Source organism: Fontibacterium abundans (SeqCode), from assembly GCF_965235095.1.
Lineage (GTDB): Bacteria > Pseudomonadota > Alphaproteobacteria > Pelagibacterales > Pelagibacteraceae > Fontibacterium > Fontibacterium abundans.
In genome coordinates this window covers 1,047,926-1,069,009 of sequence record NZ_OZ249405.1, presented here as the reverse complement: position 1 = coordinate 1,069,009, position 21,084 = coordinate 1,047,926, and the positions used below count along the sequence as shown (strand labels likewise).

Sequence of the window (21,084 nt, the reverse complement as noted above, 5' to 3'; positions counted from 1 at the left end):
TAACTGGTTTTGCCTTAAGTCATTATGTCAAAAAAAGACTATTATGATATTCTTGGTGTAACCAAAAAATCAACTCCTGAAGAAATAAAAAAAGCATATAGATCTCTTGCAATGAAATATCACCCTGACAGAAATCAGGGAGACAAAACTGCTGAGGGAAAATTTAAAGAAGCCTCTGAGGCTTATCAAGTTTTATCTGATCCAAAGAAAAAATCTTCCTACGATCAATTTGGACATTCTGCATTTGAAGGTGGGGCAGGTGGAGCTGGAGGTTTTGATTTTGGTGGCTTTGAATCTGGTGCATTTTCTGACATTTTTGATGATTTTTTTGGCGACTTCATGGGATCTGGTCGAGGAGGAAGTCGATCAAAGAAATCAAGATCCAATAGAGGATCGGATTTAAAAATTAATTTAGAGGTTAGTTTGGAAGAAGCTTATTTTGGTAAAAAACAAACTATCAATTTATCTTCAAACGAAAAATGTGAAAAATGTTCTGGAGGTGGTGCAGAACCTGGTTCAAAACCAAAAAAATGTTCAACATGCGATGGCCATGGAAAAGTTAGAATGCAACAAGGTTTTTTTACATTACAACAAACTTGCCCTGATTGTGGAGGAGATGGTGAAATGTTATCAAATCCATGTAAAGATTGCAGAGGTTCGGGAGCAGTTAAAACTAAAAAAAATCTATCTATCCAAATTCCAAAAGGGGTTGATGATGGTACACAAATGAGATTATCCGGCAAAGGTGATGCTGGATATAGAGGAGGATCCAACGGTGATCTTTATGTTTTAATTAATGTTCAAAAACATAAAATTTTCCAAAGATCCGAGGAAAATTTATACTATAAATTGCCCATCTCCATGACCGACGCGGCCCTTGGTGCTGAAATTGAAGTCCCAACTATAGATGGTGGAAAATCAAAAGTTAAAATTCCTGAAGGAACGCAATCTGGAAAACAATTTAGACTAAAAGGTAAAGGAATGCCTATATTGAGAGGAAATGATTTTGGTGATCTTTATCTAGAAACCAACATCATTATTCCGGAATCCTTAAATAAAGAACAAATACAGCTTTTGGAAAAATTTAGAGCCTTAGAAGATAATAAAAATCTTTCAATTATAAAAGATTTTAAAAATAAAATTAAAAATTTCTGGGAGAATTATTAATTTACTATAAATGTTATTATTTATAAAATAATATTTATTTTAAATGAGTAATATTGAATTAGAACAAGCTATAGCTTTGTATAATTCAAATGAATTTAAAAAAGCTGAGAACATTCTACTTCAAATAATAAAGAATAATAATCTAGATTTTAATGCTTTAAATCTATTAGGAGCCATTTCAGCTCAAAGAAAAGATTATAAAAAAAGTTTGGAGTACCTAAAGATATCATTACAAATAAATGATTTAAATTATATTGCTTTAAATAATTTAGGCTTAGTTTATCTAAATTTAAAAAAACTAGATTTAGCAATATTAAATTTTAACAAAGCTTTGAAAATAAATCAAAATTATAGTCCGCTGCATAATAACATTGGTAATTATTATATAGAAAAGAAAGAATTTAATGAGGCAATAAAATCATACGGGCAAGCCATTAAAATTAATCCTGATTCTTTTCAAGCTTTTAATAATATTGGTCTAGCTCACTTTCATCTAAAAAATTTTAATGAATCAAAACAGAATTATTTACAAGCAATCAAGTTAAATAAGAATTATTATGAAGCTTACAAGAATTTAGGAAATTTATTTTCAAGTTTTAATAAAAATATTGAAGCAATTGAATGCTTCTCAATGGCAATTAAAATAAAAAAAAACTACTCCGATGCATATTTAAACCGTGGTGAAACTTATTATAAGATTAATAATTTTAAATTAGCAATCAAAGATCTGGAAACTTCTATTAAATATGATGAAGAAAAAGATCGGGGTACACTTTTCCTTGCTAAATTGAAAACTGGAGATTGGAATAAAATTAATGAACAGGTTGATAGTTTAAAAAAAAAAATTTTTAGTACAAACTTTTCTATATTACCCTTTTATTCTCTATCTTTAACTGACTCAACTTTTTTGCAAAAAAAAAATTTTGAAAATTTTATATACAATTTAAATATCAAAAAAAATATTTCGTTCAATTTACAAAAAAAAGATAAGATTAAAGTTGGATACATATCTCACGATTTCATGAGGCATCCAGTGTCTCAGCTAATTTCTGACACTTTTGAGATGCATAACAAAGATAAATTTGATATTTACGCCTTTAAGTTAAATGCATTATCAGATAATTTTACAAAAAAAATTTCTCGTTCAACCAATTTAATAGATTTAAGTTCTTACAAACTCGATAAAATTTCTTCCACCATAAAAAAATTTGAAATTGATATAGCTGTGGATCTAATGGGCTATACTAGAAATGCAAATCCTGAGATTTTTTATGATAAAGTTGCTCCTGTTCAGGTAAATTTTTTAGGTTACCCTGGGACAGCAGGACATAATAACATTGATTATATAATTGCTGATCAATTTATCGTAAAAAAAAATTATGAAAATAATTTTTTAGAAAAAATTATTTATCTTCCAAATTGTTATCAGCCAAGTAATAAAATTGAAAATACTGATTTAAAGTCTTTCACCAAAAAAATGTTTAATCTGCCAGAAGATACATTTATATTTTGCAGCTTAAACGGTTCCTACAAAATAAATCCTTATATATTTAATCTTTGGGTTAAAATTTTAAAAAAAGTTAAAAAAAGTGTTCTTTGGATTTTAGCTGATAATTTAGATTTTGAGAAAAATTTATTAAATGAATTTATGAAAAGCAGCATTGACTCTAATAGAATAATATTTTGTCACCAAGTCAATTTGAATGAGCATTTGCAGAGATTCAAATATGCCGACCTCTTTTTAGATACCTTTCCCTATTGTGCCCACACAACCGCTAATGAATGTTTACAAAAAGATCTACCGTTATTAGCATTATGTGGTGAAAGCTTTGCAAGCAGGGTGAGTGGAAGCTTGTTAAATGCTATTAATGTTAAAGAATTAATAACTTATAACGCCGAAGAGTATGTAAATACAGCTATTAAACTAGCAGAAAATGTGGGGGAACTAAAAAAAATAAAGAATAAAATTATGGTAAATAAAAAAATTTTGTCTGATGTAAATACCTATACTAATAATCTAGAGAGAGCGTACTCTAAAATCTACAACATGTATTTGAGTAATGAAAAAATAGAAAATATATATATAAATTAATTAAAAAACTTATTTAAAATAAAATGAAAAAAATTAACATTACAATTGTTGGTGCCCTCGGTCGTATGGGACAAATGTTAATAAACCAAGTATTAAAAAATAAATCTTTAAGGCTTCATAGCTTAACAGATCTAAATTTTGGAAAAAAGATTAAAGGTCTGCAAATTCAAAATAATAATTTAGAAGCATTTAAAAAGACCGATGTTATCATCGATTTTTCAAGACCCAAATCTTCAATTGAAGTTTTAAAATTTGCAAAAAAATTAAATAAAAAAGTTATCATAGGAACAACAGGTTTTACAAAAAAAGAAGAAAATTTAATAAAAGATTATTCAAAAAAAATTGCTATATTTAAATCAGGAAATATGAGTTTAGGGATCAATTTACTTGAATACATTACAAAGATTTTATCAAAGAAAATCCCTAATAATTATCAAATTGGTATTTTAGATAATCACCATAAAGCAAAAATAGATTATCCGTCTGGTACTGCGCTTATGCTGGCAAGTGCTGTTGCAAAAGGTAAAGGCAAAAATTTAGATAAATTAACAGGTAAATACTTTTTAAATAAAAAAGGAGATCTTCAAAACAATAAAATTAATTTTTTTATTAAAAGAAAGGACAAAACCGTAGGCCAACACTCAGTCATTTATAATAATAAAATTGAAAATATTGAGTTAAAACACACTGCTTTTTCAAGGGAGTTATTTGCAGAAGGAGCATTAAATGCTGCAATATGGATAAAAAAAAAGAATAAAGGCCTATTTAATATGCAGGATATGTTTAACCTTAAGTAGTTTAATATTTTATAATTTTGATGGCATTAAATAGATTACAAGCCTTAAAACTTATTAAATTATTAAACAAATCAATTAAAAATCCTGAAACCTCACTCAAATATAGAAATCAATTTACACTATTAACTTCTGTTGTTCTCTCTGCTCAATGCACGGATACAAATGTTAATAATGTTACAAAAGATATTTATAAGAATTATTATACACCAAAACATTTTACTGACCTTGGAATTAAAAAAATTAAAATAATGATAAAAAGCATTGGGCTTTTTAATATGAAAGCCAAAAACCTTTATCATCTTTCAAAAATTTTAGTTGAAAAGCATCAAAGCAGAGTTCCAGATAATTTTGAAGATTTAATAAAACTTCCAGGTGTCGGGAGAAAAACTGCGAACGTTGTATTAAACGCTGTTTTCAACAAACCAACCATAGCAGTCGATACCCATGTATTTAGGGTAAGCAACAGAACAGGCTTAACAAAGGGTAAAAATCCAAATCAAGTAGAAGAACAACTTTTAAAAATTTTGCCTAACAAATTCCTAAAGAAAGCCCATCATTTAATCCTTTTGCATGGAAGATATGTCTGCAAATCTAGAAATCCAATTTGTGTAAAATGTGTAATTAATAAAATTTGTCTGTATAAAGATAAAAATGTCTAAAAAAATTCTTGGTATCGGAAATGCTATTGTGGATGTATTTGTAAAAGTGGATGATGATTTTTTATTAAGAAATGACCTTACTAAAGGTTCAATGAAACTCATTAAAAAAGAGGAGTTTGAGAGTTTAAAAAGCACAATTAAGATTGAAAAAATTGAGGCAGGTGGCTCTGTTGCAAATACCATGGCAGGAATATCTTATCTTGGCGGAAATCCATCCTTTATAGGAAAAATAAACTCTGATGAATTTGGAAAAATTTATAAAAAAAGTCTTGAAAAAATTAATGTAAATTTTCTCTACTCTGAAAACAAAGAGAAATTATCAACGGGTGCATCTATTATTTTTATAACCCCAGACTCTGAGAGAACCATGTGTACTTATCTTGGAATTTCATCTCAACTTTCAAAAGAAGATATTAATGAGGATCGTATTAAAGATTATGAGATTATTTTTTTAGAAGGATACCTTTGGGATAAAGGAACAAGTGAAGAAATGTTTAAACATGTAATTAACCTTGCAAAAAAACATAACATTAAAATTGCCATGAGTTTATCTGATATTTTTTGTGTCACTAGGCATAGAGAAGATTTTTTTAAATTATTAAAAAATGATTTAAGTATCTTAATTGGAAATGAAAACGAAATAAATGAACTAATCCGGAAAAATAATTTATTAGATAGTATGAACGAACTTAAAAATATTAATAAACTTATTATCATCACTAGAAGTGAAAATGGCAGTATAGCTATTTTAAATAATGAAATTATAAACTGTGAAAGTACTAAAGTTGAAAAAGTTTTAGATTTAACAGGCGCGGGTGATTTATTTGCATCTGGATTTTTTAAAGAATATTTAGATAAATCTAATATTAAAAAATGTCTTCAAACAGGATCTCAACTTGCAGCAAAAATTATTCAAAAAATTGGAGCAAGACTTAGTTAGTCAGAAAATATAGTGAATTTTTTTCAACTATAAAATTTTTATCTTTAAAGTGCTTATTAATTTTTTTTCTTAAACGATGTAGATGCGTTTCAAAAGCATGGGTATCTAAATCAAGACTATGCTTCCAAATATTTTTAAGTAAAAAAGATTTATTTAATCCATTATTATTATTAAGAGCCAAAATTAACTCTAGTTCTTTTTCTGTAAGTTTAACTTTTATTTTTTTTTTAGTTATAGATCGTTCATTAGAATCAATCTCATAGTCTTGAATTATAATTTTAGATTTTTTAAAAAAGTTATATTTTGTAATTAAAATATTTAAAATTTCTTTAAAAGATAAAATTTCAACGGGCAGCTCCAAGCTCACTTGAAAATCAAGTAACTTTAAATTATTTTTTTTTATATAATCTTTATGGTTTAAAAATAAAATAATTGGCGCATTTTCTAATAAATAATTTTTAACCTCTCTTATTTTAAAATTATCAGCAAATAAAATTTTAACAGATATTTTTTTATTATTATGATTTAGTTGGCTACTAAGATTTAAAATATTATTAAACTCAAGCTCATTGAGTAAATTTAAGAATGCGTCTGAACCTAGAACGTTTAGATGAATATTATTCATAAAAGCATATATAATAAATTTAATATGATTATTATAAATAAATCTGGCTACTTAAAATATAAAAATCTTAAATTTAAATGTTCCTTGGGAAAAGGTGGTGTTGGTGTAAAAAGAAAAGAAGGTGATAACATCACTCCAAAGGGAACATATAAAATAGTTAAAATTTATTACAGAGATGATCGAGTAAAAAAAATACCATTAAATTTAAAACTTATTAAAATAAAAAAAAATATGGGTTGGTGCGATGACCCAAAAAGTAAAAAGTATAATCAGCTAGTAAAGCTCCCAAATAAATATAGACATGAAAAATTATATAGAAAGGATAATATTTACGATTTAATTCTAGCTTTGAACTACAATATGAAGCCAATAATCAAAGACAAAGGCAGTGCAATATTTATTCATGTTGCCAATAAAAATTATAAAAGCACCGCAGGATGCATTGGCCTGAAAAAATCTCATTTAATAAACTTAGTTAAAACAATTAGAAAAAATACTAAAGTTTTAATAAACTAAATTTCGCTAAAGATTTTAGTTCCAACTCTTACAAAGGTTGCACCACAATTAATTGCACACTCGTAATCATTGCTCATTCCCATACTAAGTTCTTTTAAATTATTTACTTTCGCAAGTTCAGATAAATTCTTAAAATATAGACCTGAATCACCTTCTACTGGGGGAATACACATTAAACCTATAACGTTTAATTTTAAGTCATTAACACAATATTTTAAAAACTGATCTACTTTATCAACCGAGATCCCGTTTTTTTGTTGTTCATTCGCTATATTTACTTGAATAAAATATTTAATTTTCTTTAATTGTTCACTTTCAAGTTTTCCAAAAATTTGGGCAAGTTTTTCATTATCTAAAGTATGAATATAATGAAAAATTTTAAATGCATCTTTTGCTTTATTAGACTGAAGCTTTCCAACTAAATGAAGCTTTAATTGAAGATTATCTAAAATTAAATTTTTCCATTTTAGAGAGGCTTCTTGAACTCTATTTTCTCCAAAATGAATATGGTTTAATTTAATAAGTCTATTTATTTTTTCTATATCTTGATTTTTGCTAACGATAATAAGTTCCGTTTTAGCAGAGAGAGATTTAACTGTAGTTGAAATGTAATTGTAATTTTTTTCTATATACATAGTATTTATATATGACGAATAAACTATTTTATAAACCTTATGTTTTTTTAGATAAAATTAACGATATAATTAAAAAAAATCTGCTAAAATTTAAGGATATAACTATAATAGTAGATATTGATAAAAAAGAATTGTTAGAAAATGAGTTATCTATAATTAAATTTGCAAAAATTAATAAAATTCCATTTCTTTTTAAGAATAATTATCAAAAATGCACTAAATATAAAGCAAACGGCATATTTTTAGATGCAAAAAACACAAGTACAATTAGACCAATTTTATTTAAAAAGAATTTCAAAGTTATTGGCTCTGCACATAACCAAAGGGAATATTTTTATAAACTAAAGCAAAAATGCAAATTAGTAATGTTATCACCCATATTTTATAATGAAAAATACTCAAAAAATAACATTTTAAATATTCACAGATTTAACCAGATAACACTTAATTGGAAGACAGATGTATGTGCTCTGGGTGGAATAAATTTAGGCAGTCTTAAAAAGATCAAGTTAACAAAAGCAAGATCTATTGCTTTTAAAAAATTAATTTTTGATCTTAAAATAAAAAAACCCGCCTACAATTTAATGTAAGCGGGTTTAATTTGAATTAATTATTTAGATAATTAAAACTTTGTTGAAGCTCTTAAATAAAGCACATCAATATCTTTTGCTGTCGTACCAGTAGCAAAATCAATGTTTTCTTGCTGAGCAACTTGTGCTGATAAAACTACAGCGCCTAAATTGTAACCAACTGCTAAACTTTTGCTATCAGCATCAGCTTTTGCACCAGTTCCGTTATTTTCTGCTTTGGCATAGTTAGCACCAATTGTAAGCGTTGGTGATACTGCAAACGCTAAACCATATTCATGCTGTTTAGTATCACTTACTGGAGTAGCACCAAATGCAGCTGCATTTCCTTTTGTACCAAACTCAGATTTTTTATAGTTATAACCTGCAGTAATTTGGCCAAAATTATAAGAAACACCAAAGTTTTGACCTTTAACATCTCTTGTATCAGCGTTCGCTTTGCTTTCTTTGTTCATGAAAGCATGAGCAGATAAACCTTTTACTCCAAGTCCACCCACAAATCCTAATTCATATGCAGACTCATCAGCGTTATCTCTTGTGCCGTTTTCTGCACCATAGGCATCACCAGCAGCACCTGAATTGCTAGGTACGTAAAGTGCTGAGAAATTTCCCATTGGTGTAGCTTGAATTATTCCAACACCAAAAGCTTGTGCAGGATCTGCACCAGGTCCACCTATGAAACCATCTGTAGTTACCTGAGATGTGTTACTTGTATTACTTATATCTTGAGGAGGTAAACCAACAAAAGTAGCAAGAGTTCTATCGCTGTTTTGGATATGATCTTGGCTTAAAGTCAAAGTTGTTGATCCAGACGTAAAGTTAATGAAAGTATTTTCATTAAAAATAGTAGTGCCCTGGTTACCATCATCCTCAATTGCAAAACCAGCAGCATAATCCATACCGTTGCTTAGTTTTCCTTTATTCTGGATGTTTAATTGAGCTTCTTTACCAAAGCCTCGGTGTGACGCAGCAGAACCTGTTCCTGTCGAAGCGCTTTCACCTGAAATTGCTTTAAACGATATATCTAAATTACCAGATACAGTTGTTTGAGCAATCGCATTGCTTGCAACTAAAGTTGCTCCAGCTAATGCACTTGTTAACAATAGTTTTTTCATGTTTATTTATTATTTATTGTTTAATTTGTTAGTAATTAACTAACGCACGTAACTTTCTACCAATATCCATCTCTCTTTTGTCTTATATTTTAGATATTTGAATTTTTTCTTATTCATTGTTGTATTTATATCACATTTTTAGTTAAATATCTTTAATTTATTGGATTTTTTGTATATTTTAAAAATTATAAATTTTATGAATAGTCTTAAAATCTCAATTATTTTATCTCTTTTTTTTTTATTTGCATGTGCAAAAAAAGACGTGGCTACTGGTGAAGTTATAAGAATGGAGCCAAATCCCGATAAAAGAGCAAGAGAATTTGCAGATAAAGGTGGTGGAATTTTTGGGGATATAAATAAAATTGGAAAAGGTTCTGGAAGCGGGAACTTTGAATTTGCAAGTTCAAATGTATTATGGCGAGCCACACTAAAATCCTTAGACTTTTTACCGTTACTTAATGCTGATTATAGTGGAGGGGTTATTATTTATGATTGGTATTCACAAACTAATAATCCTAAGGAGCAAATAAAAATTTCAGTTCAGTTTTTAAATAACGAGCTAAGATCAGAGTCAATTAAAATAATAGCTCATAAAAAAATTTGTGAAACTGCAGAGCGCTGCTCAAATTCAACTCTTGATCAAAACTTTGCAAGCTCTATTAAAGAGAGCATTATTGCTTCCGCCCGTACTTTAAAAATTGAAGAAGCTAAAAAAGAAAAAAAGTAGTTTTTAAAGGATGGAAAATTATAATCCTTTAGTCGTTGAAAGTAAGTGGCAATCCTTTTTTGAAAAAAATCAAGTATTTAAAACTAAAAAAAATTTAATAAAAAAATTTTATTGCCTTGAAATGTTTCCTTATCCATCTGGAAATATTCATATGGGGCATGTCAGAAATTATACATTGGGTGACATTATAGCTAATTTCAAAAGATTAAATGGTTACAATGTTTTGCATCCAATGGGTTGGGATGCCTTTGGTCTTCCAGCTGAGAACGCGGCAATACAAAATAATCTGCATCCAAAAGATTGGACATTAAAAAATATCTCCACAATGAAAAAACAATTAAAGTGTTTAGGATTGTCCATTGATTGGGATAAAGAAATTTCTACTTGTGATTCTTCATATTACAAACATCAACAAATTTTATTTTCTCTCCTTTTTAAAAAAGGAATTGCTTATAAAAAGAAAAGTTATGTCAACTGGGATCCTATTGACAATACAGTTCTTGCAAATGAACAAGTGATTGATGGCAAGGGATGGAGGTCTGGAGCAATCGTTGAGAAAAAAGAATTAAATCAATGGTTTTTAAATATTACAAAATATTCTGATCAATTATTAAGATCCCTTGATGATTTAAAGGGCTGGCCAGAAAAAGTGAGATTAATGCAAAAAAACTGGATTGGGAAATCTGTAGGTTGCGAGGTTGATTTTATTTCAGATTTTAAAAATACTAAAATTAAAATTTTTACCACACGACCAGACACAATATTTGGAGCTTCGTTTATTGCTATTGCCCCTGATCATCCTTTTACTGAGTGTTTTAAGAATGAAAAAAATTTTCAAGATTTTAAAGAACTTGCTTTAAAAAATATTGGTACAGAGTCAACTTTGTCTAAAAATGAAAAATTAGGTTTTAAAACTTCATTTTTTGCCTCACATCCTTTTTTAAATAAAAAAATACCAATCTATGTGGCTAATTTTATACTCATGGATTATGGAACTGGAGCTATATTTGGTTGTCCAGCACACGATCAGAGAGACTTAGAATTTGCCAAAAAATATAATCTAGAAATAATTCCCGTCGTAAGTCCTAATAAATCCAAATCTATCATAATTCATGATCAGGCATACACTGAGGATGGTTATATTATTAATTCAGATTTTCTTAATGATTTAAGTGTTGAAGATGCAAAAAAATTTGCGATTAAAAAAATAGAGGATAGAGGAATAGGAAATTCTAAAATAATTTATCGTCTTAAAGACTGGGGAATATCCAGACAAAGATATTGGGGATGTCCAATTCCAATTATGTACAGAGAGGATGGGGAGGTTATTTTAGTTCCAGAAAAAGATCTGCCTGTCGAATTACCTAAAGATGTAGATTTTAATAAATCAGGAAATCCATTGGAGAATCATCCCACATGGAAATTTACAAAATGTCCAGAAACCGGAATGAAAGCTATTCGTGAAACCGATACGCTTGATACATTTGTAGATTCCTCTTGGTATTTTCTTCGTTTCTGTTCCCCGAAAGAAAATGTGCGACCTTTTAATGTAGATGAAGCCAATTATTGGATGCCAGTAGATCAATATATTGGCGGCGTTGAACACGCCATACTTCATCTTTTATATTCAAGATTCTTTACTCTAGCGCTACAAGATGAATTTAAATTAAAAGTTTCTGAACCTTTTAAAAATCTCTTTACTCAAGGAATGGTATGTCATCCAACTTTTAAAACAGAAAAAGGTAAATGGGTTTTTCCAAAAGAAGTTATTGAAAAAAATGGATCTTATTTTTTAAATAATAAAGAAAAGATTTTAAAAGGAGACAGTCAGGCCATGTCTAAATCTAAGAAAAACATTGTTGATCCCGATGATATTATTAAAATTTATGGTGCAGATGCTGTAAGATGGTTCATATTATCAGATAGTCCTCCGGATCGAGATATCCAATGGAGTGACAGCGGCATTCAGGGTGCATTTAAATACATACAAAAAATATGGCGTGTTTGTGAAAAAATAAAAATTTATAAAAAAGAAAAAGAAGAAACTGACAATAGTTTTTTAATTAAAACAAATATCCTAATAAAAGAAATCACAGAATGTATAGAAAAATTTCATATCAATGTTGCAGTTGCTAAGCTTTATATTTTTTTAAATAATCTTAGTGAAGAAATTGATAAAAAAACCTTAAATGAGGAGGACATTATCAATGCTTATAAAAAATATTTAATTATTATATCTGCCTTCATTCCTTACATCGCAAATGAATGCTGGGAAAAAATTACAAAAGAAAATAATCTAAGTTCACAAGAGTGGCCTAAGATTGAAAATACTCTTATAAAAAAAGATCACTTTGATGTTGTAATTCAAATAAACGGTAAAAAAAGGGCCATTATCAACGCTATTAATGATGAAAGTGAAGAAAATATTTTTAGTAAATCCTTAGCAATTAAAAATATTAAAGTTATATTAGATGAAAAAAATATAATTAAAAAGATTTTTATAAAAAATAAACTGCTTAATATTGTTACTAATGATAAATAAATTTTTTTTAGCTATTATAATTTCAGTTGCTTTAACTCATTGTGGTTTCTCGCCTATATATACTGGAAATTCTAAACAAGTAATTATTTCTAAATCAGAAATAGTCGGTGATAAAGATCTAGCTTTTAATTTAGAGCAAAAATTAAATTTTAAAAAGGAAGAAAAAAATTTGAACGCTTATATATTTAAAGCTCAAATTTATGATACAGCAGAAAGCTCTCTTGTTGATTCAAGAGGAATATCTACGGAAGAAATACTTAAATTGACAGTAAGCTATCAATTTCAAGATAAAAACGGGGTTGTAATATACCAAGATGCGATAACAAAAGATAAAAGAGTTTCTGTAACCGATAATTTATCAAATAATATTCTAGTAAAAAATAATGAAAAAAGATTATTATTAGATTCTATAATTCAAAATATTTTATTTAAATCTAAAGTCTCATTAAATTAGTTTAAATGCTCTTAAAATCACAAGAGATACTTCTAAAAAAAAAAGATTTTTTTAAAGAGAAAGTAATTCTTTTGTATGGAGAAAATCAAGATTTGATTAATGATTTAAACCAACAAATTACATCTAAATTTATAGAAGATAAAAAAATATCAAAATCTTTTTTTGAAGAAGATATAATGAAAAATCCAGACAATATTATTAATTACTATCTAAACGGATCATTGTTTGATGATAATAAAAATATTTCAATAATTAAAAACTGTTCTGACAAAATATTAGAAATCATTAATGAATTAAAAAATAATATTAGTGATAATATTATTATTCTGAACTCTAAAATACTTTTAAAGAATTCAAAATTAAGACAATTTGGAGAATACGATAAATTAGCTATTTGCATTCCTTGTTATCAAGAAACTAAATTTGATATAAAAAAATTTCTTACACAACAACTACAGACAAACAATATTCAATTACCGGATTCTCAAAATGAAACTATTATAAATTCATCTTCTTTGAAAAGATCAAAGATAAAAGAAGTAATTGAAAAATTAACTCTATATAAAAATTCAGGAAAGATTACAGATCAAATCATCGAAGAAATTTGTACCGATGTAGATCTAAAAAAGAACGATGAAATTATTGATATTTTACTATCCAAAAATGCAAAGAATATTAATGAATTTATATCCAATATGTCTAATTATGAAAAAAATTTCATAGAAATTATTATTATTCTAAGGTCATTCATAATTAAAATTCTTGATATACAAAAGAATAATAAAAATCTTTCAATAGATGAAAGAATTGAAAGTTACAAGCCACCTATTTTTTGGAAAGACAAGGATAGAATAAAAAATATCTTAAAAATTTGGAGCGCTAATAATCTTAAAAAATTTCTTAGTAATTTAAATATTATTGAAACTGAATTTAAGAGAAATGATTTAAGCCAAGATACTCAATTTTATTATTTTTTAACGCAAAACCTATCTAAAATAGCCCTTAAGAACGCTAATAATTTTATTTAACTGATCAAGATTCTTATAAGAAAATTTAATTTCTCCAGAATTATTCTTTTTATTTTTAATATCCACTTTTATTCCCATCAAAAGTCCGAGATCACTCTCTAAAGATTTTATATTTGTATCTTTATTATTCTTTGGAATTCTTTTTGAACCTAAAAAAACTTGCTCTTTTTTAACTAAAAATTCAGCCTGCCTTACAGAAAGATTCTTGTTAACTATTATTTTTGCAAGTCTAACATTATCAGGAACATTGACTAAACATCTTGCGTGTCCTGCTGTTAACAACCCGTCTGAAATCATCTTTTTTATTTCTTCTGGCAATCCCGCAAGCCTAAGCGTATTAGCAATATGACTTCTACTTTTTCCTAAAATTTTTGATAATGTTTCTTGAGAATATCCAAATTTTTTTACTAAATTATCATAACCCAAAGCTTCTTCTATTCCGTTTAAATCAGATCTTTGAATATTTTCTAATATTGCAAATTCTAAGGATTTCTTGTCATCAACATTTAAAATAATAACTGGCACTTCATGAATTTTTGCAAGTTGAGCTGCTCTCCATCTTCTTTCTCCAGCGACAATTTCATATTTGTCTTCTGCTTTTTTTCTAACTAATATTGGCTGAATAATTCCTTGTTCCTTTATTGACTCAGAAAGTTCGTTTAATAATTCTTGATTAAAATTCTTTCTTGGTTGAGATGGATTTGCATATACAAAATGTATAGGAATTTTTTCTGAGGAACTTTTAGTTTGAACATTTTCTGGAGGAATGTCCCCCATTAATGCTGACAAACCTTTTCCTAAACCTTTAAATTTATTTCCAATCATTTAAGCAACTTTTTTTTCTTCTAAATTTTCTCTACTTAAAAATTCATCAACAAACTGGTTATAAGCTAAAGAACCAGTGCAATTTTTATCATACAAAATAACTGGCATTCCAAATGATGGTGCTTCTGAAATTCTTACATTTCGAGGTATGTTTGTATTGTAAACCTTATTTCCAAAAAAGTTTCTTCCCTCTTTTTCAACATCAGCACAAAGCTTATTTCGCTTATCATACATTGTTAGGACTATGCCTTGTATTTGTAAATTTGGATTTAAATTAATTTTTATACGGTCGATTGTTTTTACTAATTGACTTAAACCCTCTAACGCAAAAAACTCTGTTTGTAATGGAACAACTAATGAATCAGAAATGACTAGAGACATGATCGTAAGAAGACTAAGCGACGGAGGGCAATCTATTATAATGTATGAAAATTTCTCTTTTTCTAACTTGTTTACAGGATCATCAATAATATTTTTTAATAAAAAAGCTTTTTGAGAATTATTTGCGACTTCAGTTTCAAGTCCTGATAGATCAGCATTTGCTGGTATGATGCTTAAATTTTCTATCTTAGTTTTTTTTAAACATTCAAAAAAAGAATCTTTTTTTATTAGTAAATCATAAATAGATTTTTCTCTTTCGCTCTGATTAATCCCAACTCCTGTTGAAGCATTGCCCTGAGGGTCAAGATCAATAAGCAAAACTTTATAATTTTTAAGAGCAAGCCCTGCGGCCAGATTAATTGCTGTGGTAGTTTTACCAACTCCACCCTTCTGATTTATGACAGAAATTATCCTAGGCATTTACAACTTCAAGTTGCATTAGGTTTAATATTACTAATTTTAAGAATATAAGATTCATCTGATGTGATGCTTCTAAATTTTTCTACATCAAAAGTATATTTTTTTTTTGCCTCTTCTAATTCTTGTTGATAAGTTTTGCCTTTAATTAATATGATATTTCTTATTTTATCATTATTTTTCAAAAGAATATCTATTGTATCAACGGTCTTCTTAAATGCCCTTGAAACTATTGTTGAAATTTTATTAAACTTAAAATTTTCTAGTTTCAAATTAACTATCTTTAAAGTTAAGCCCAATTTATATGATAAATCTTGTAAAAATTTACATTTTTTTGGACTTTTTTCAATTAATGTAATATTTCCAGGAATTTTGTTATTATCCATTAATATTTTTAATACAACTCCTGGGAATCCAGCTCCTGAGCCTAGATCAATAATTTCTGATTTATCTTCAATTAAATCATATATTTGAGCTGAATCTACAAAATGTCTTGTAAATATTTGATTTTCTGTTGTTTTTCCTATCAAATTTAGGAGTTTATTACTGCTTAATATAAAATCTTTATATTTATTTAATTTTTCTGTTGTTTCACGTGAAACATTGAATTTTTTAATAAAAAACTCAACATCTTTATCCATATTCTAAGATGCCTTTTTAAGAGTATTTTTACAATAAATCATCAATATGTTAATTGCAGCAGGAGTTACTCCGTCTATTCTAAGTGCCTGGCCAAAAGTTAATGGCTTTATGTCATCCAATTTTCTTTTTACCTCATTTGAAAGACCAGAAATTAAGTCATAATTAATGTTTTTCGGTATTATGAGGTTTTCATCTTTTTCAAATATACTTATGTCTCTTTTTTGCTGTTCTATATACCCACTATAGTGAGACTCTGTTTTTATTAAGTTCTCAATTTCATCATCATACTTTGGTATATCTGAAAACATAGATCTAATTTTTTCTAAAGTCACATCTTTAAATTTCAAAATCTGCAATAGTGATTTTTTTCTTCCGTCTTGAGAGATTTTAATTCCATTTTTTTTTAAAACAGTAGGTGATACGATCTTATTGGATAATATAGTTTTAAAATCACTTAAGTCATTGATTTTGTTGATAAATTTAGACTTTCTAATTTCAGATATAAAATTATGTTTAATAGCTAAAGGAGTTAATCTTAAATCAGCATTGTCAGCTCTTAGTGTTAATCTATATTCTGCTCTAGAGGTAAACATTCTGTAAGGCTCACTCACTCCTTTAGTAATCAAATCATCAATCATAACTCCGATGTAAGACTGAGATCTCTCAAATTTTAATGGTTCTAAATTTTTAACCGACTGAGCAGCATTAAGACCTGCCACTATTCCTTGTGCGGCTGCCTCTTCGTATCCTGTTGTTCCATTTATTTGACCTGCAAGATACAAATTTTCTATTTTTTTTGTTTTAAGAGTAAAATCTAACTCAGTTGGAAACACATAATCATACTCAATTGCGTATCCAGGTCTTATCATGCGAACGTTCTCTAAACCATTGATTTTAAATAATATTTCTTGTTGGATTTCTTTTGGAAGAGAGGTTGATATGCCATTTGGATACACTATGTTCGTTGTAAGACTCTCAGGTTCTAAAAAAATTTGATGACGTTGCTTATCTTTAAATTTTACGATCTTATCTTCTATAGAAGGGCAGTATCTAGGGCCGATACTTTTAATCGATCCAGAATACATTGCGCTACGCTTTAAATTTTTTTCAATAATTTTATGAACCTTGTCATTAGTATAAGTCATCCCACAAGAAATTTGTTTTGCGTTAATTTTTTTAGTTAAATAAGAGAAGAAAAAAGGGTTATCATCAGCGTCTTGCATTTCAAGCTCATCATAATTAATTGTTGTTCCATCAAGTCTAGGTGGAGTGCCAGTCTTCAATCTACCAATTTTAAAATTTAATTTTTTTAACTGCTCACTTAATCCTAAGGTTGGTTTTTCATCTATTCTTCCTGCTGAAATCTTTTCATCACCAATGTGAATAAGGCCATTTAAGAAAGTGCCCGTTGTTAAAATAAATTTTTTTGCTGTAAATGAATTTCCAGACTTAGTTTCAATTGAAATAATTTTATTTTTGCTAAATTCAAACTTTGTTACAGGATCATAAAAAAGGCTTAAATTACAGTAGCTTAATAGTAATTTTTGCATGTATTTTTTATAAAGTTCTCTGTCTGATTGCGTTCTTGGTCCTCTCACAGCATGACCTCTGCTACTATTTAATAATCTAAATTGTATTCCCGATTGATCAGCAATAATTCCCATGATCCCATCTAATGCATCAATTTCTCTGACTAAGTGACCTTTGCCTAATCCACCTATTGCGGGGTTGCATGACATTTCACCAATTGTAGCGAGTGAATTTGTAATAAGAGCAGTATTAACACCTGATCTTGCTGCAGCAGCAGCGGCTTCGCAGCCTGCATGCCCAGCTCCAATTACAATTATATCAAAATTTTTCTCTAAATTCATATGGGGTTTATATATCCCATTAACTCAAAAGATAAGGTATTTTTATGCTATTTTCCGATACAAAAATCTTTAAAGATTCTATCTAATAATTCTTCAACATTAACGTATCCAACTATTTCTCCAAGATTTCTAACAGCTAATCTTAAATCTTCCGCTGCTAAATCGATCTGATTAATAGATTTTTTATTAAGACATCTATTGATAAAAAAGACAGTATTTTCAAGGCTTTTTACATGCCTTTGCCTTGAAATAATATTATCTTCATTAACTTTGAAATGATCGTCAATTTTTTTTGATATTGTTTTAATAAGTTTCGAGACGCCTATATTTTTTTTTGCTGAAATTCTAATTGGTTTGTAAATTTTATCTTCTAAAAATTTCTTTGATTTTTTAATATCAATTTTATTAAGAACTAAAATTGATTTTTCATCAAATAGTTTTAAAATTTTTTTATCGATAATTTTTGTATGATCAAAAATAATTAATTTTAAATCCGAGTCTTTTAAATTACTTTTTGTTAATGAAATTCCTTTCTTCTCAATAATATTTTTTGAATTTCTAAAACCAGCGGTATCAAAAAATCTTACTAGTTTTCCATTTAACAAAATACTTGTCTCAATAAGATCTCTAGTTGTGCCTGGGATATTAGAAACAATAGACACCTGCCTATTAGCTAAACAATTAATTAGTGAGGACTTGCCTGAATTAGTTGGTCCTACGATTGAAACCTTAAATCCTTCTCTAATTTTCTCTGAATTCTCACCTTTTCGTATAATTTCTTTAATTTTATCATTTATTTTCAATAACTTACCCCTATTATTTGAAAAGACATTATCACCTACTTCATCGTCGGAAAAATCAATAACCGCCTCATAATCAGAGAGTATTTTGATCATTTCATCTCTTAAGTTATTATAAATTTTTGTTGTATCGTCATTCATTACTTTTAAAGCCTGAGTTCTTTGAAGTTCTGTTTCTGAATTTATCAAATCAATTAAGCTCTCTGCTTGTAACAAGTTTATTTTTTTATTAAGAAGAGCAGTTTTAGTAAACTCGCCTGGTTTAGCTAATCTACAGTTCTTAAACGTGGATAAGATTTTTAAAAAATATTTAATAACAGCATTGCTCCCATGGACATGAAATTCAACGACGTCATCTCCTGTGTAGCTATTGGGTTTTGGAAAAAATATAAAAATTCCCTTATCAATAATCTGATTTTTATTGTCATAAAATGAAGAAAAATTAGCTATTCTTGGTTTAATTTTTTTGGATTTAGTTAAAGTTTTAGCTACTTTAAAAGCCTCTTTTCCGGAGACTCTTATAACTGCCAAACCAGAAGTTCCTGACGCTGTAGCTAATGCGAATATTGACATAAAAAAACGATATGATTTAGTTTTAATATAAATGTCAACTTTCCAATTATCTTTTAAAACAAAACTAGGGATTATCACTGTTAAAGAAAGTGAAGGTTACATTACTGATATTAGTTTCAGAAAAATAACCAAACAAAAAAAAAGCTCAGAATTATTAAAAGCTAAAAAAGAGATAAAACAATTTTTAGATAAAAAAATAAAAAAATTTACTTTTAAATCAAAAACTGTTGGAACAGAAACTCAGTTAAAAGTTTGGAATGAAATAAAAAAAATAGGCTATGGAAAAACTGTCTCTTATAATCTCATTTCTAAAAAAACTAAAATACATCCAAGGCATGTCGGGAGAATTTGCGGCCAAAACAGATTATTACTTTTTATTCCTTGTCATAGAGTGATTAGATGTGATGGTTTATTAGGTGGTTTTTCAGCAAAGGGTGGGCTTAACTTGAAAAATAAAATACTTAAATTCGAGAAATTAAATAAATAAACCTTTATTAGCAATATTTACAAAATTCTTTTTAATAAAAGAATTTTTATCAATATTAGAAAGTGTATTCTTTCTTATGGCAACATAACTATCGATCTTAACATCAAATATTTTTCTAATCCCATCAATCAATGTTGCAAACGTAAGATTGTTTAAACTTGTCTCATCTAAATATTTTTTAATAAAAATATCATTGCCAATCTCCATACCTAAATTTTCAGAATATTTAAAAACTTTAATTAGAGAAAATATGTTTCTTAAAGTCATATTCCAACCCTGACCAGCAATGGGATGAATTTTATTGGCTATGTCGCCAAACAATAAGGTTCTCTTGGAATCTTTTAACTCATTAAAAGTATAATTTAAATTAAACTTATTAATCTCAGAGATAGAGATTATTTCATTAAATAATTCTTTGAAATGAGTATTAAAAAATTTAGATAAATCCTTCTTGCTTGATACGTATTTTTTATTAATTGAATTATTTTTAATAGACCAAATTACAGAAGTTTCTGTTCTTGAAACTGGAAGAAAAGCTAATGGTCCATCTTTTAAAAAAAATTGCCTTGCAGAATTATTTATAATTTTTTTATGATGTAGATTAAAAACATATGCGTCTTCGTTATATGACTTATCTATAACTTTTCTTAATTTAAATTTTGATAATAAAAAAAGATTATTAGCAGAAGCGAAAATTACAAGGTTATAATTTTCTTTTGTTAAATCTTTAAAGATAATTTCTTTGTAAAATTTATTATCATTAATTGATGATATTTCTTTCTTTACAAAGTTAATATTTTTAAAACTTTTTATTTTTTTACTAATATCTGAAAATAAAATATTGCCATCAATAATATAAGCTAAAGCTTCTTTTTTGTTAGATGCTGAAAAATGAAGATCTTGTTTTAAGCTAATGGATGAATAAGAGTCATGTAAATAAATATTCTTAACAACATTAGATTTTTTTTTAATATCTTTTAGTCCGTAAGAACATAATTGATCAAATGAATGTTTGCTTAATGCTAACTTAGTTGGCTTAATTTTTTTTTTTTTAAGGTCTTGTTCAACTATATCGATTTGTAAATTAAATTTTGATAGCAGATAGGCAATGGTTAAAGCTGTTAGACCCGAACCAATAATACAAATTTTTTGAGAGTTAGGCATGATTGTCTTTTGCTTTGGAATTCTATCAACTGAATATTAA

The 21,084-nt window shown here is 27.5% G+C and carries 21 protein-coding genes; 12 read left to right on the top strand and 9 right to left on the bottom strand.

Annotated features, from left to right (window positions below):
- Positions 1 to 24: 24 nt before the first annotated feature.
- The 5 genes from dnaJ to AC8GER_RS05895 are packed head-to-tail and all read left to right on the top strand — an operon-like array spanning position 25 to position 5,655.
- Complete coding sequence (gene dnaJ / locus AC8GER_RS05915) at positions 25 to 1,167, top strand: molecular chaperone DnaJ (protein WP_506597909.1); 1,143 nt, start codon at positions 25 to 27, stop codon at positions 1,165 to 1,167.
- Between the two features lie 43 nt (positions 1,168 to 1,210).
- Positions 1,211 to 3,259, top strand: coding sequence for a tetratricopeptide repeat protein (locus tag AC8GER_RS05910; RefSeq protein ID WP_506597908.1), 2,049 nt, complete (start codon positions 1,211 to 1,213; stop codon positions 3,257 to 3,259).
- Between the two features lie 23 nt (positions 3,260 to 3,282).
- Positions 3,283 to 4,056 carry a 4-hydroxy-tetrahydrodipicolinate reductase gene (gene dapB / locus AC8GER_RS05905; RefSeq protein ID WP_506597907.1) on the top strand — a complete coding sequence of 258 codons (774 nt, stop codon included), beginning with the start codon at positions 3,283 to 3,285 and terminating at the stop codon, positions 4,054 to 4,056.
- Between the two features lie 20 nt (positions 4,057 to 4,076).
- The gene (gene nth / locus AC8GER_RS05900) at positions 4,077 to 4,715 is read left to right on the top strand and encodes an endonuclease III (RefSeq protein ID WP_506597906.1); all 639 of its coding nucleotides are present in this window, start codon (positions 4,077 to 4,079) and stop codon (positions 4,713 to 4,715) included.
- Positions 4,708 to 5,655: an adenosine kinase gene (locus AC8GER_RS05895; protein ID WP_506597905.1), complete on the top strand. Its 948-nt coding sequence runs from the start codon at positions 4,708 to 4,710 to the stop codon at positions 5,653 to 5,655. Before nth ends, AC8GER_RS05895 begins: the two co-directional genes overlap by 8 nt.
- On the opposite strand, the gene AC8GER_RS05890 is transcribed toward AC8GER_RS05895, so the two are convergent.
- The gene (locus AC8GER_RS05890) at positions 5,648 to 6,280 is read right to left on the bottom strand and encodes a winged helix-turn-helix domain-containing protein (RefSeq protein WP_506597904.1); all 633 of its coding nucleotides are present in this window, start codon (positions 6,278 to 6,280) and stop codon (positions 5,648 to 5,650) included. The two genes, AC8GER_RS05895 and AC8GER_RS05890, sit on opposite strands and share 8 nt — an antisense overlap.
- Positions 6,281 to 6,304: 24 nt before the next feature.
- Here AC8GER_RS05890 and AC8GER_RS05885 point away from each other — a divergent pair, with 24 nt between their 5' ends.
- A complete protein-coding gene (locus tag AC8GER_RS05885) occupies positions 6,305 to 6,796 on the top strand; it encodes a L,D-transpeptidase family protein (protein WP_506597903.1) in 492 nt (163 codons plus the stop codon).
- Here AC8GER_RS05885 and AC8GER_RS05880 read toward each other — a convergent pair.
- Positions 6,793 to 7,431 (bottom strand): YggS family pyridoxal phosphate-dependent enzyme, encoded by a 639-nt coding sequence (locus AC8GER_RS05880; protein ID WP_506597902.1) that lies wholly within the window; start codon positions 7,429 to 7,431, stop codon positions 6,793 to 6,795. The genes AC8GER_RS05885 and AC8GER_RS05880 overlap by 4 nt on opposite strands.
- An 11-nt stretch (positions 7,432 to 7,442) precedes the next feature.
- Between AC8GER_RS05880 and AC8GER_RS05875 the strand changes: the two genes are divergently transcribed.
- On the top strand, positions 7,443 to 8,021 hold the full coding sequence (locus tag AC8GER_RS05875; protein ID WP_506597901.1) for a thiamine phosphate synthase: 579 nt from the start codon (positions 7,443 to 7,445) through the stop codon (positions 8,019 to 8,021).
- Positions 8,022 to 8,053: 32 nt separating this feature from the next.
- On the opposite strand, the gene AC8GER_RS05870 is transcribed toward AC8GER_RS05875, so the two are convergent.
- Positions 8,054 to 9,133, bottom strand: a complete 1,080-nt coding sequence (locus AC8GER_RS05870; protein ID WP_506597900.1) for a porin — start codon at positions 9,131 to 9,133, stop codon at positions 8,054 to 8,056.
- Positions 9,134 to 9,329: 196 nt separating this feature from the next.
- Here AC8GER_RS05870 and AC8GER_RS05865 point away from each other — a divergent pair, with 196 nt between their 5' ends.
- Genes AC8GER_RS05865 through holA form a run of 4 tightly spaced genes read left to right on the top strand, consistent with a single transcriptional unit; the run spans position 9,330 to position 13,884 of the window.
- A complete protein-coding gene (locus tag AC8GER_RS05865) occupies positions 9,330 to 9,860 on the top strand; it encodes a DUF3576 domain-containing protein (protein WP_506597899.1) in 531 nt (176 codons plus the stop codon).
- A 10-nt stretch (positions 9,861 to 9,870) separates the two neighbouring features.
- On the top strand, positions 9,871 to 12,402 hold the full coding sequence (leuS, locus tag AC8GER_RS05860) for a leucine--tRNA ligase (protein WP_506597898.1): 2,532 nt from the start codon (positions 9,871 to 9,873) through the stop codon (positions 12,400 to 12,402).
- Positions 12,392 to 12,856, top strand: a complete 465-nt coding sequence (locus AC8GER_RS05855; RefSeq protein WP_506597897.1) for an LPS-assembly lipoprotein LptE — start codon at positions 12,392 to 12,394, stop codon at positions 12,854 to 12,856. Before leuS ends, AC8GER_RS05855 begins: the two co-directional genes overlap by 11 nt.
- Positions 12,857 to 12,861: 5 nt before the next feature.
- Positions 12,862 to 13,884: a DNA polymerase III subunit delta gene (holA, locus tag AC8GER_RS05850; RefSeq protein ID WP_506597896.1), complete on the top strand. Its 1,023-nt coding sequence runs from the start codon at positions 12,862 to 12,864 to the stop codon at positions 13,882 to 13,884.
- Here holA and AC8GER_RS05845 read toward each other — a convergent pair.
- From AC8GER_RS05845 to mnmE, 5 genes are read right to left on the bottom strand one after another with little or no spacing between them, the layout of a single operon-like run.
- Complete coding sequence (locus AC8GER_RS05845) at positions 13,843 to 14,709, bottom strand: ParB/RepB/Spo0J family partition protein (RefSeq protein ID WP_506597895.1); 867 nt, start codon at positions 14,707 to 14,709, stop codon at positions 13,843 to 13,845. The two genes, holA and AC8GER_RS05845, sit on opposite strands and share 42 nt — an antisense overlap.
- A complete protein-coding gene (locus AC8GER_RS05840) occupies positions 14,710 to 15,510 on the bottom strand; it encodes a ParA family protein (protein ID WP_506597894.1) in 801 nt (266 codons plus the stop codon). It abuts the gene before it with no gap.
- An 8-nt stretch (positions 15,511 to 15,518) separates the two neighbouring features.
- Positions 15,519 to 16,148 carry a 16S rRNA (guanine(527)-N(7))-methyltransferase RsmG gene (gene rsmG / locus AC8GER_RS05835; RefSeq protein ID WP_506597893.1) on the bottom strand — a complete coding sequence of 210 codons (630 nt, stop codon included), beginning with the start codon at positions 16,146 to 16,148 and terminating at the stop codon, positions 15,519 to 15,521.
- Between the two features lie 3 nt (positions 16,149 to 16,151).
- Entirely contained in the window at positions 16,152 to 18,020 is a 1,869-nt protein-coding gene (gene mnmG, locus AC8GER_RS05830; RefSeq protein WP_506597892.1) for a tRNA uridine-5-carboxymethylaminomethyl(34) synthesis enzyme MnmG, read from the bottom strand.
- Positions 18,021 to 18,067: 47 nt separating this feature from the next.
- Positions 18,068 to 19,393, bottom strand: coding sequence for a tRNA uridine-5-carboxymethylaminomethyl(34) synthesis GTPase MnmE (mnmE, locus tag AC8GER_RS05825; protein ID WP_506597891.1), 1,326 nt, complete (start codon positions 19,391 to 19,393; stop codon positions 18,068 to 18,070).
- A gap of 31 nt (positions 19,394 to 19,424) precedes the next feature.
- Between mnmE and AC8GER_RS05820 the strand changes: the two genes are divergently transcribed.
- The gene (locus tag AC8GER_RS05820; protein ID WP_506597890.1) at positions 19,425 to 19,880 is read left to right on the top strand and encodes a methylated-DNA--[protein]-cysteine S-methyltransferase; all 456 of its coding nucleotides are present in this window, start codon (positions 19,425 to 19,427) and stop codon (positions 19,878 to 19,880) included.
- Here AC8GER_RS05820 and AC8GER_RS05815 read toward each other — a convergent pair.
- Positions 19,869 to 21,044 (bottom strand): Rossmann-fold NAD(P)-binding domain-containing protein, encoded by a 1,176-nt coding sequence (locus AC8GER_RS05815; RefSeq protein WP_506597889.1) that lies wholly within the window; start codon positions 21,042 to 21,044, stop codon positions 19,869 to 19,871. The two genes, AC8GER_RS05820 and AC8GER_RS05815, sit on opposite strands and share 12 nt — an antisense overlap.
- Positions 21,045 to 21,084: the final 40 nt, after the last annotated feature.

Bases quoted from the DNA above. Each gene is read 5' to 3' on its own strand.
- dnaJ (WP_506597909.1), top strand. From the start codon at position 25: ATGTCAAAAAAAGACTATTATGATATTCTTGGTGTAACCAAAAAATCA.
- AC8GER_RS05910 (WP_506597908.1), top strand. From the start codon at position 1,211: ATGAGTAATATTGAATTAGAACAAGCTATAGCTTTGTATAATTCAAAT.
- dapB (WP_506597907.1), top strand. From the start codon at position 3,283: ATGAAAAAAATTAACATTACAATTGTTGGTGCCCTCGGTCGTATGGGA.
- nth (WP_506597906.1), top strand. From the start codon at position 4,077: ATGGCATTAAATAGATTACAAGCCTTAAAACTTATTAAATTATTAAAC.
- AC8GER_RS05895 (WP_506597905.1), top strand. From the start codon at position 4,708: ATGTCTAAAAAAATTCTTGGTATCGGAAATGCTATTGTGGATGTATTT.
- AC8GER_RS05890 (WP_506597904.1), bottom strand. From the start codon at position 6,280: ATGAATAATATTCATCTAAACGTTCTAGGTTCAGACGCATTCTTAAAT.
- AC8GER_RS05885 (WP_506597903.1), top strand. From the start codon at position 6,305: ATGATTATTATAAATAAATCTGGCTACTTAAAATATAAAAATCTTAAA.
- AC8GER_RS05880 (WP_506597902.1), bottom strand. From the start codon at position 7,431: ATGTATATAGAAAAAAATTACAATTACATTTCAACTACAGTTAAATCT.
- AC8GER_RS05875 (WP_506597901.1), top strand. From the start codon at position 7,443: ATGACGAATAAACTATTTTATAAACCTTATGTTTTTTTAGATAAAATT.
- AC8GER_RS05870 (WP_506597900.1), bottom strand. From the start codon at position 9,133: ATGAAAAAACTATTGTTAACAAGTGCATTAGCTGGAGCAACTTTAGTT.
- AC8GER_RS05865 (WP_506597899.1), top strand. From the start codon at position 9,330: ATGAATAGTCTTAAAATCTCAATTATTTTATCTCTTTTTTTTTTATTT.
- leuS (WP_506597898.1), top strand. From the start codon at position 9,871: ATGGAAAATTATAATCCTTTAGTCGTTGAAAGTAAGTGGCAATCCTTT.
- AC8GER_RS05855 (WP_506597897.1), top strand. From the start codon at position 12,392: ATGATAAATAAATTTTTTTTAGCTATTATAATTTCAGTTGCTTTAACT.
- holA (WP_506597896.1), top strand. From the start codon at position 12,862: ATGCTCTTAAAATCACAAGAGATACTTCTAAAAAAAAAAGATTTTTTT.
- AC8GER_RS05845 (WP_506597895.1), bottom strand. From the start codon at position 14,709: ATGATTGGAAATAAATTTAAAGGTTTAGGAAAAGGTTTGTCAGCATTA.
- AC8GER_RS05840 (WP_506597894.1), bottom strand. From the start codon at position 15,510: ATGCCTAGGATAATTTCTGTCATAAATCAGAAGGGTGGAGTTGGTAAA.
- rsmG (WP_506597893.1), bottom strand. From the start codon at position 16,148: ATGGATAAAGATGTTGAGTTTTTTATTAAAAAATTCAATGTTTCACGT.
- mnmG (WP_506597892.1), bottom strand. From the start codon at position 18,020: ATGAATTTAGAGAAAAATTTTGATATAATTGTAATTGGAGCTGGGCAT.
- mnmE (WP_506597891.1), bottom strand. From the start codon at position 19,393: ATGTCAATATTCGCATTAGCTACAGCGTCAGGAACTTCTGGTTTGGCA.
- AC8GER_RS05820 (WP_506597890.1), top strand. From the start codon at position 19,425: ATGTCAACTTTCCAATTATCTTTTAAAACAAAACTAGGGATTATCACT.
- AC8GER_RS05815 (WP_506597889.1), bottom strand. From the start codon at position 21,044: ATGCCTAACTCTCAAAAAATTTGTATTATTGGTTCGGGTCTAACAGCT.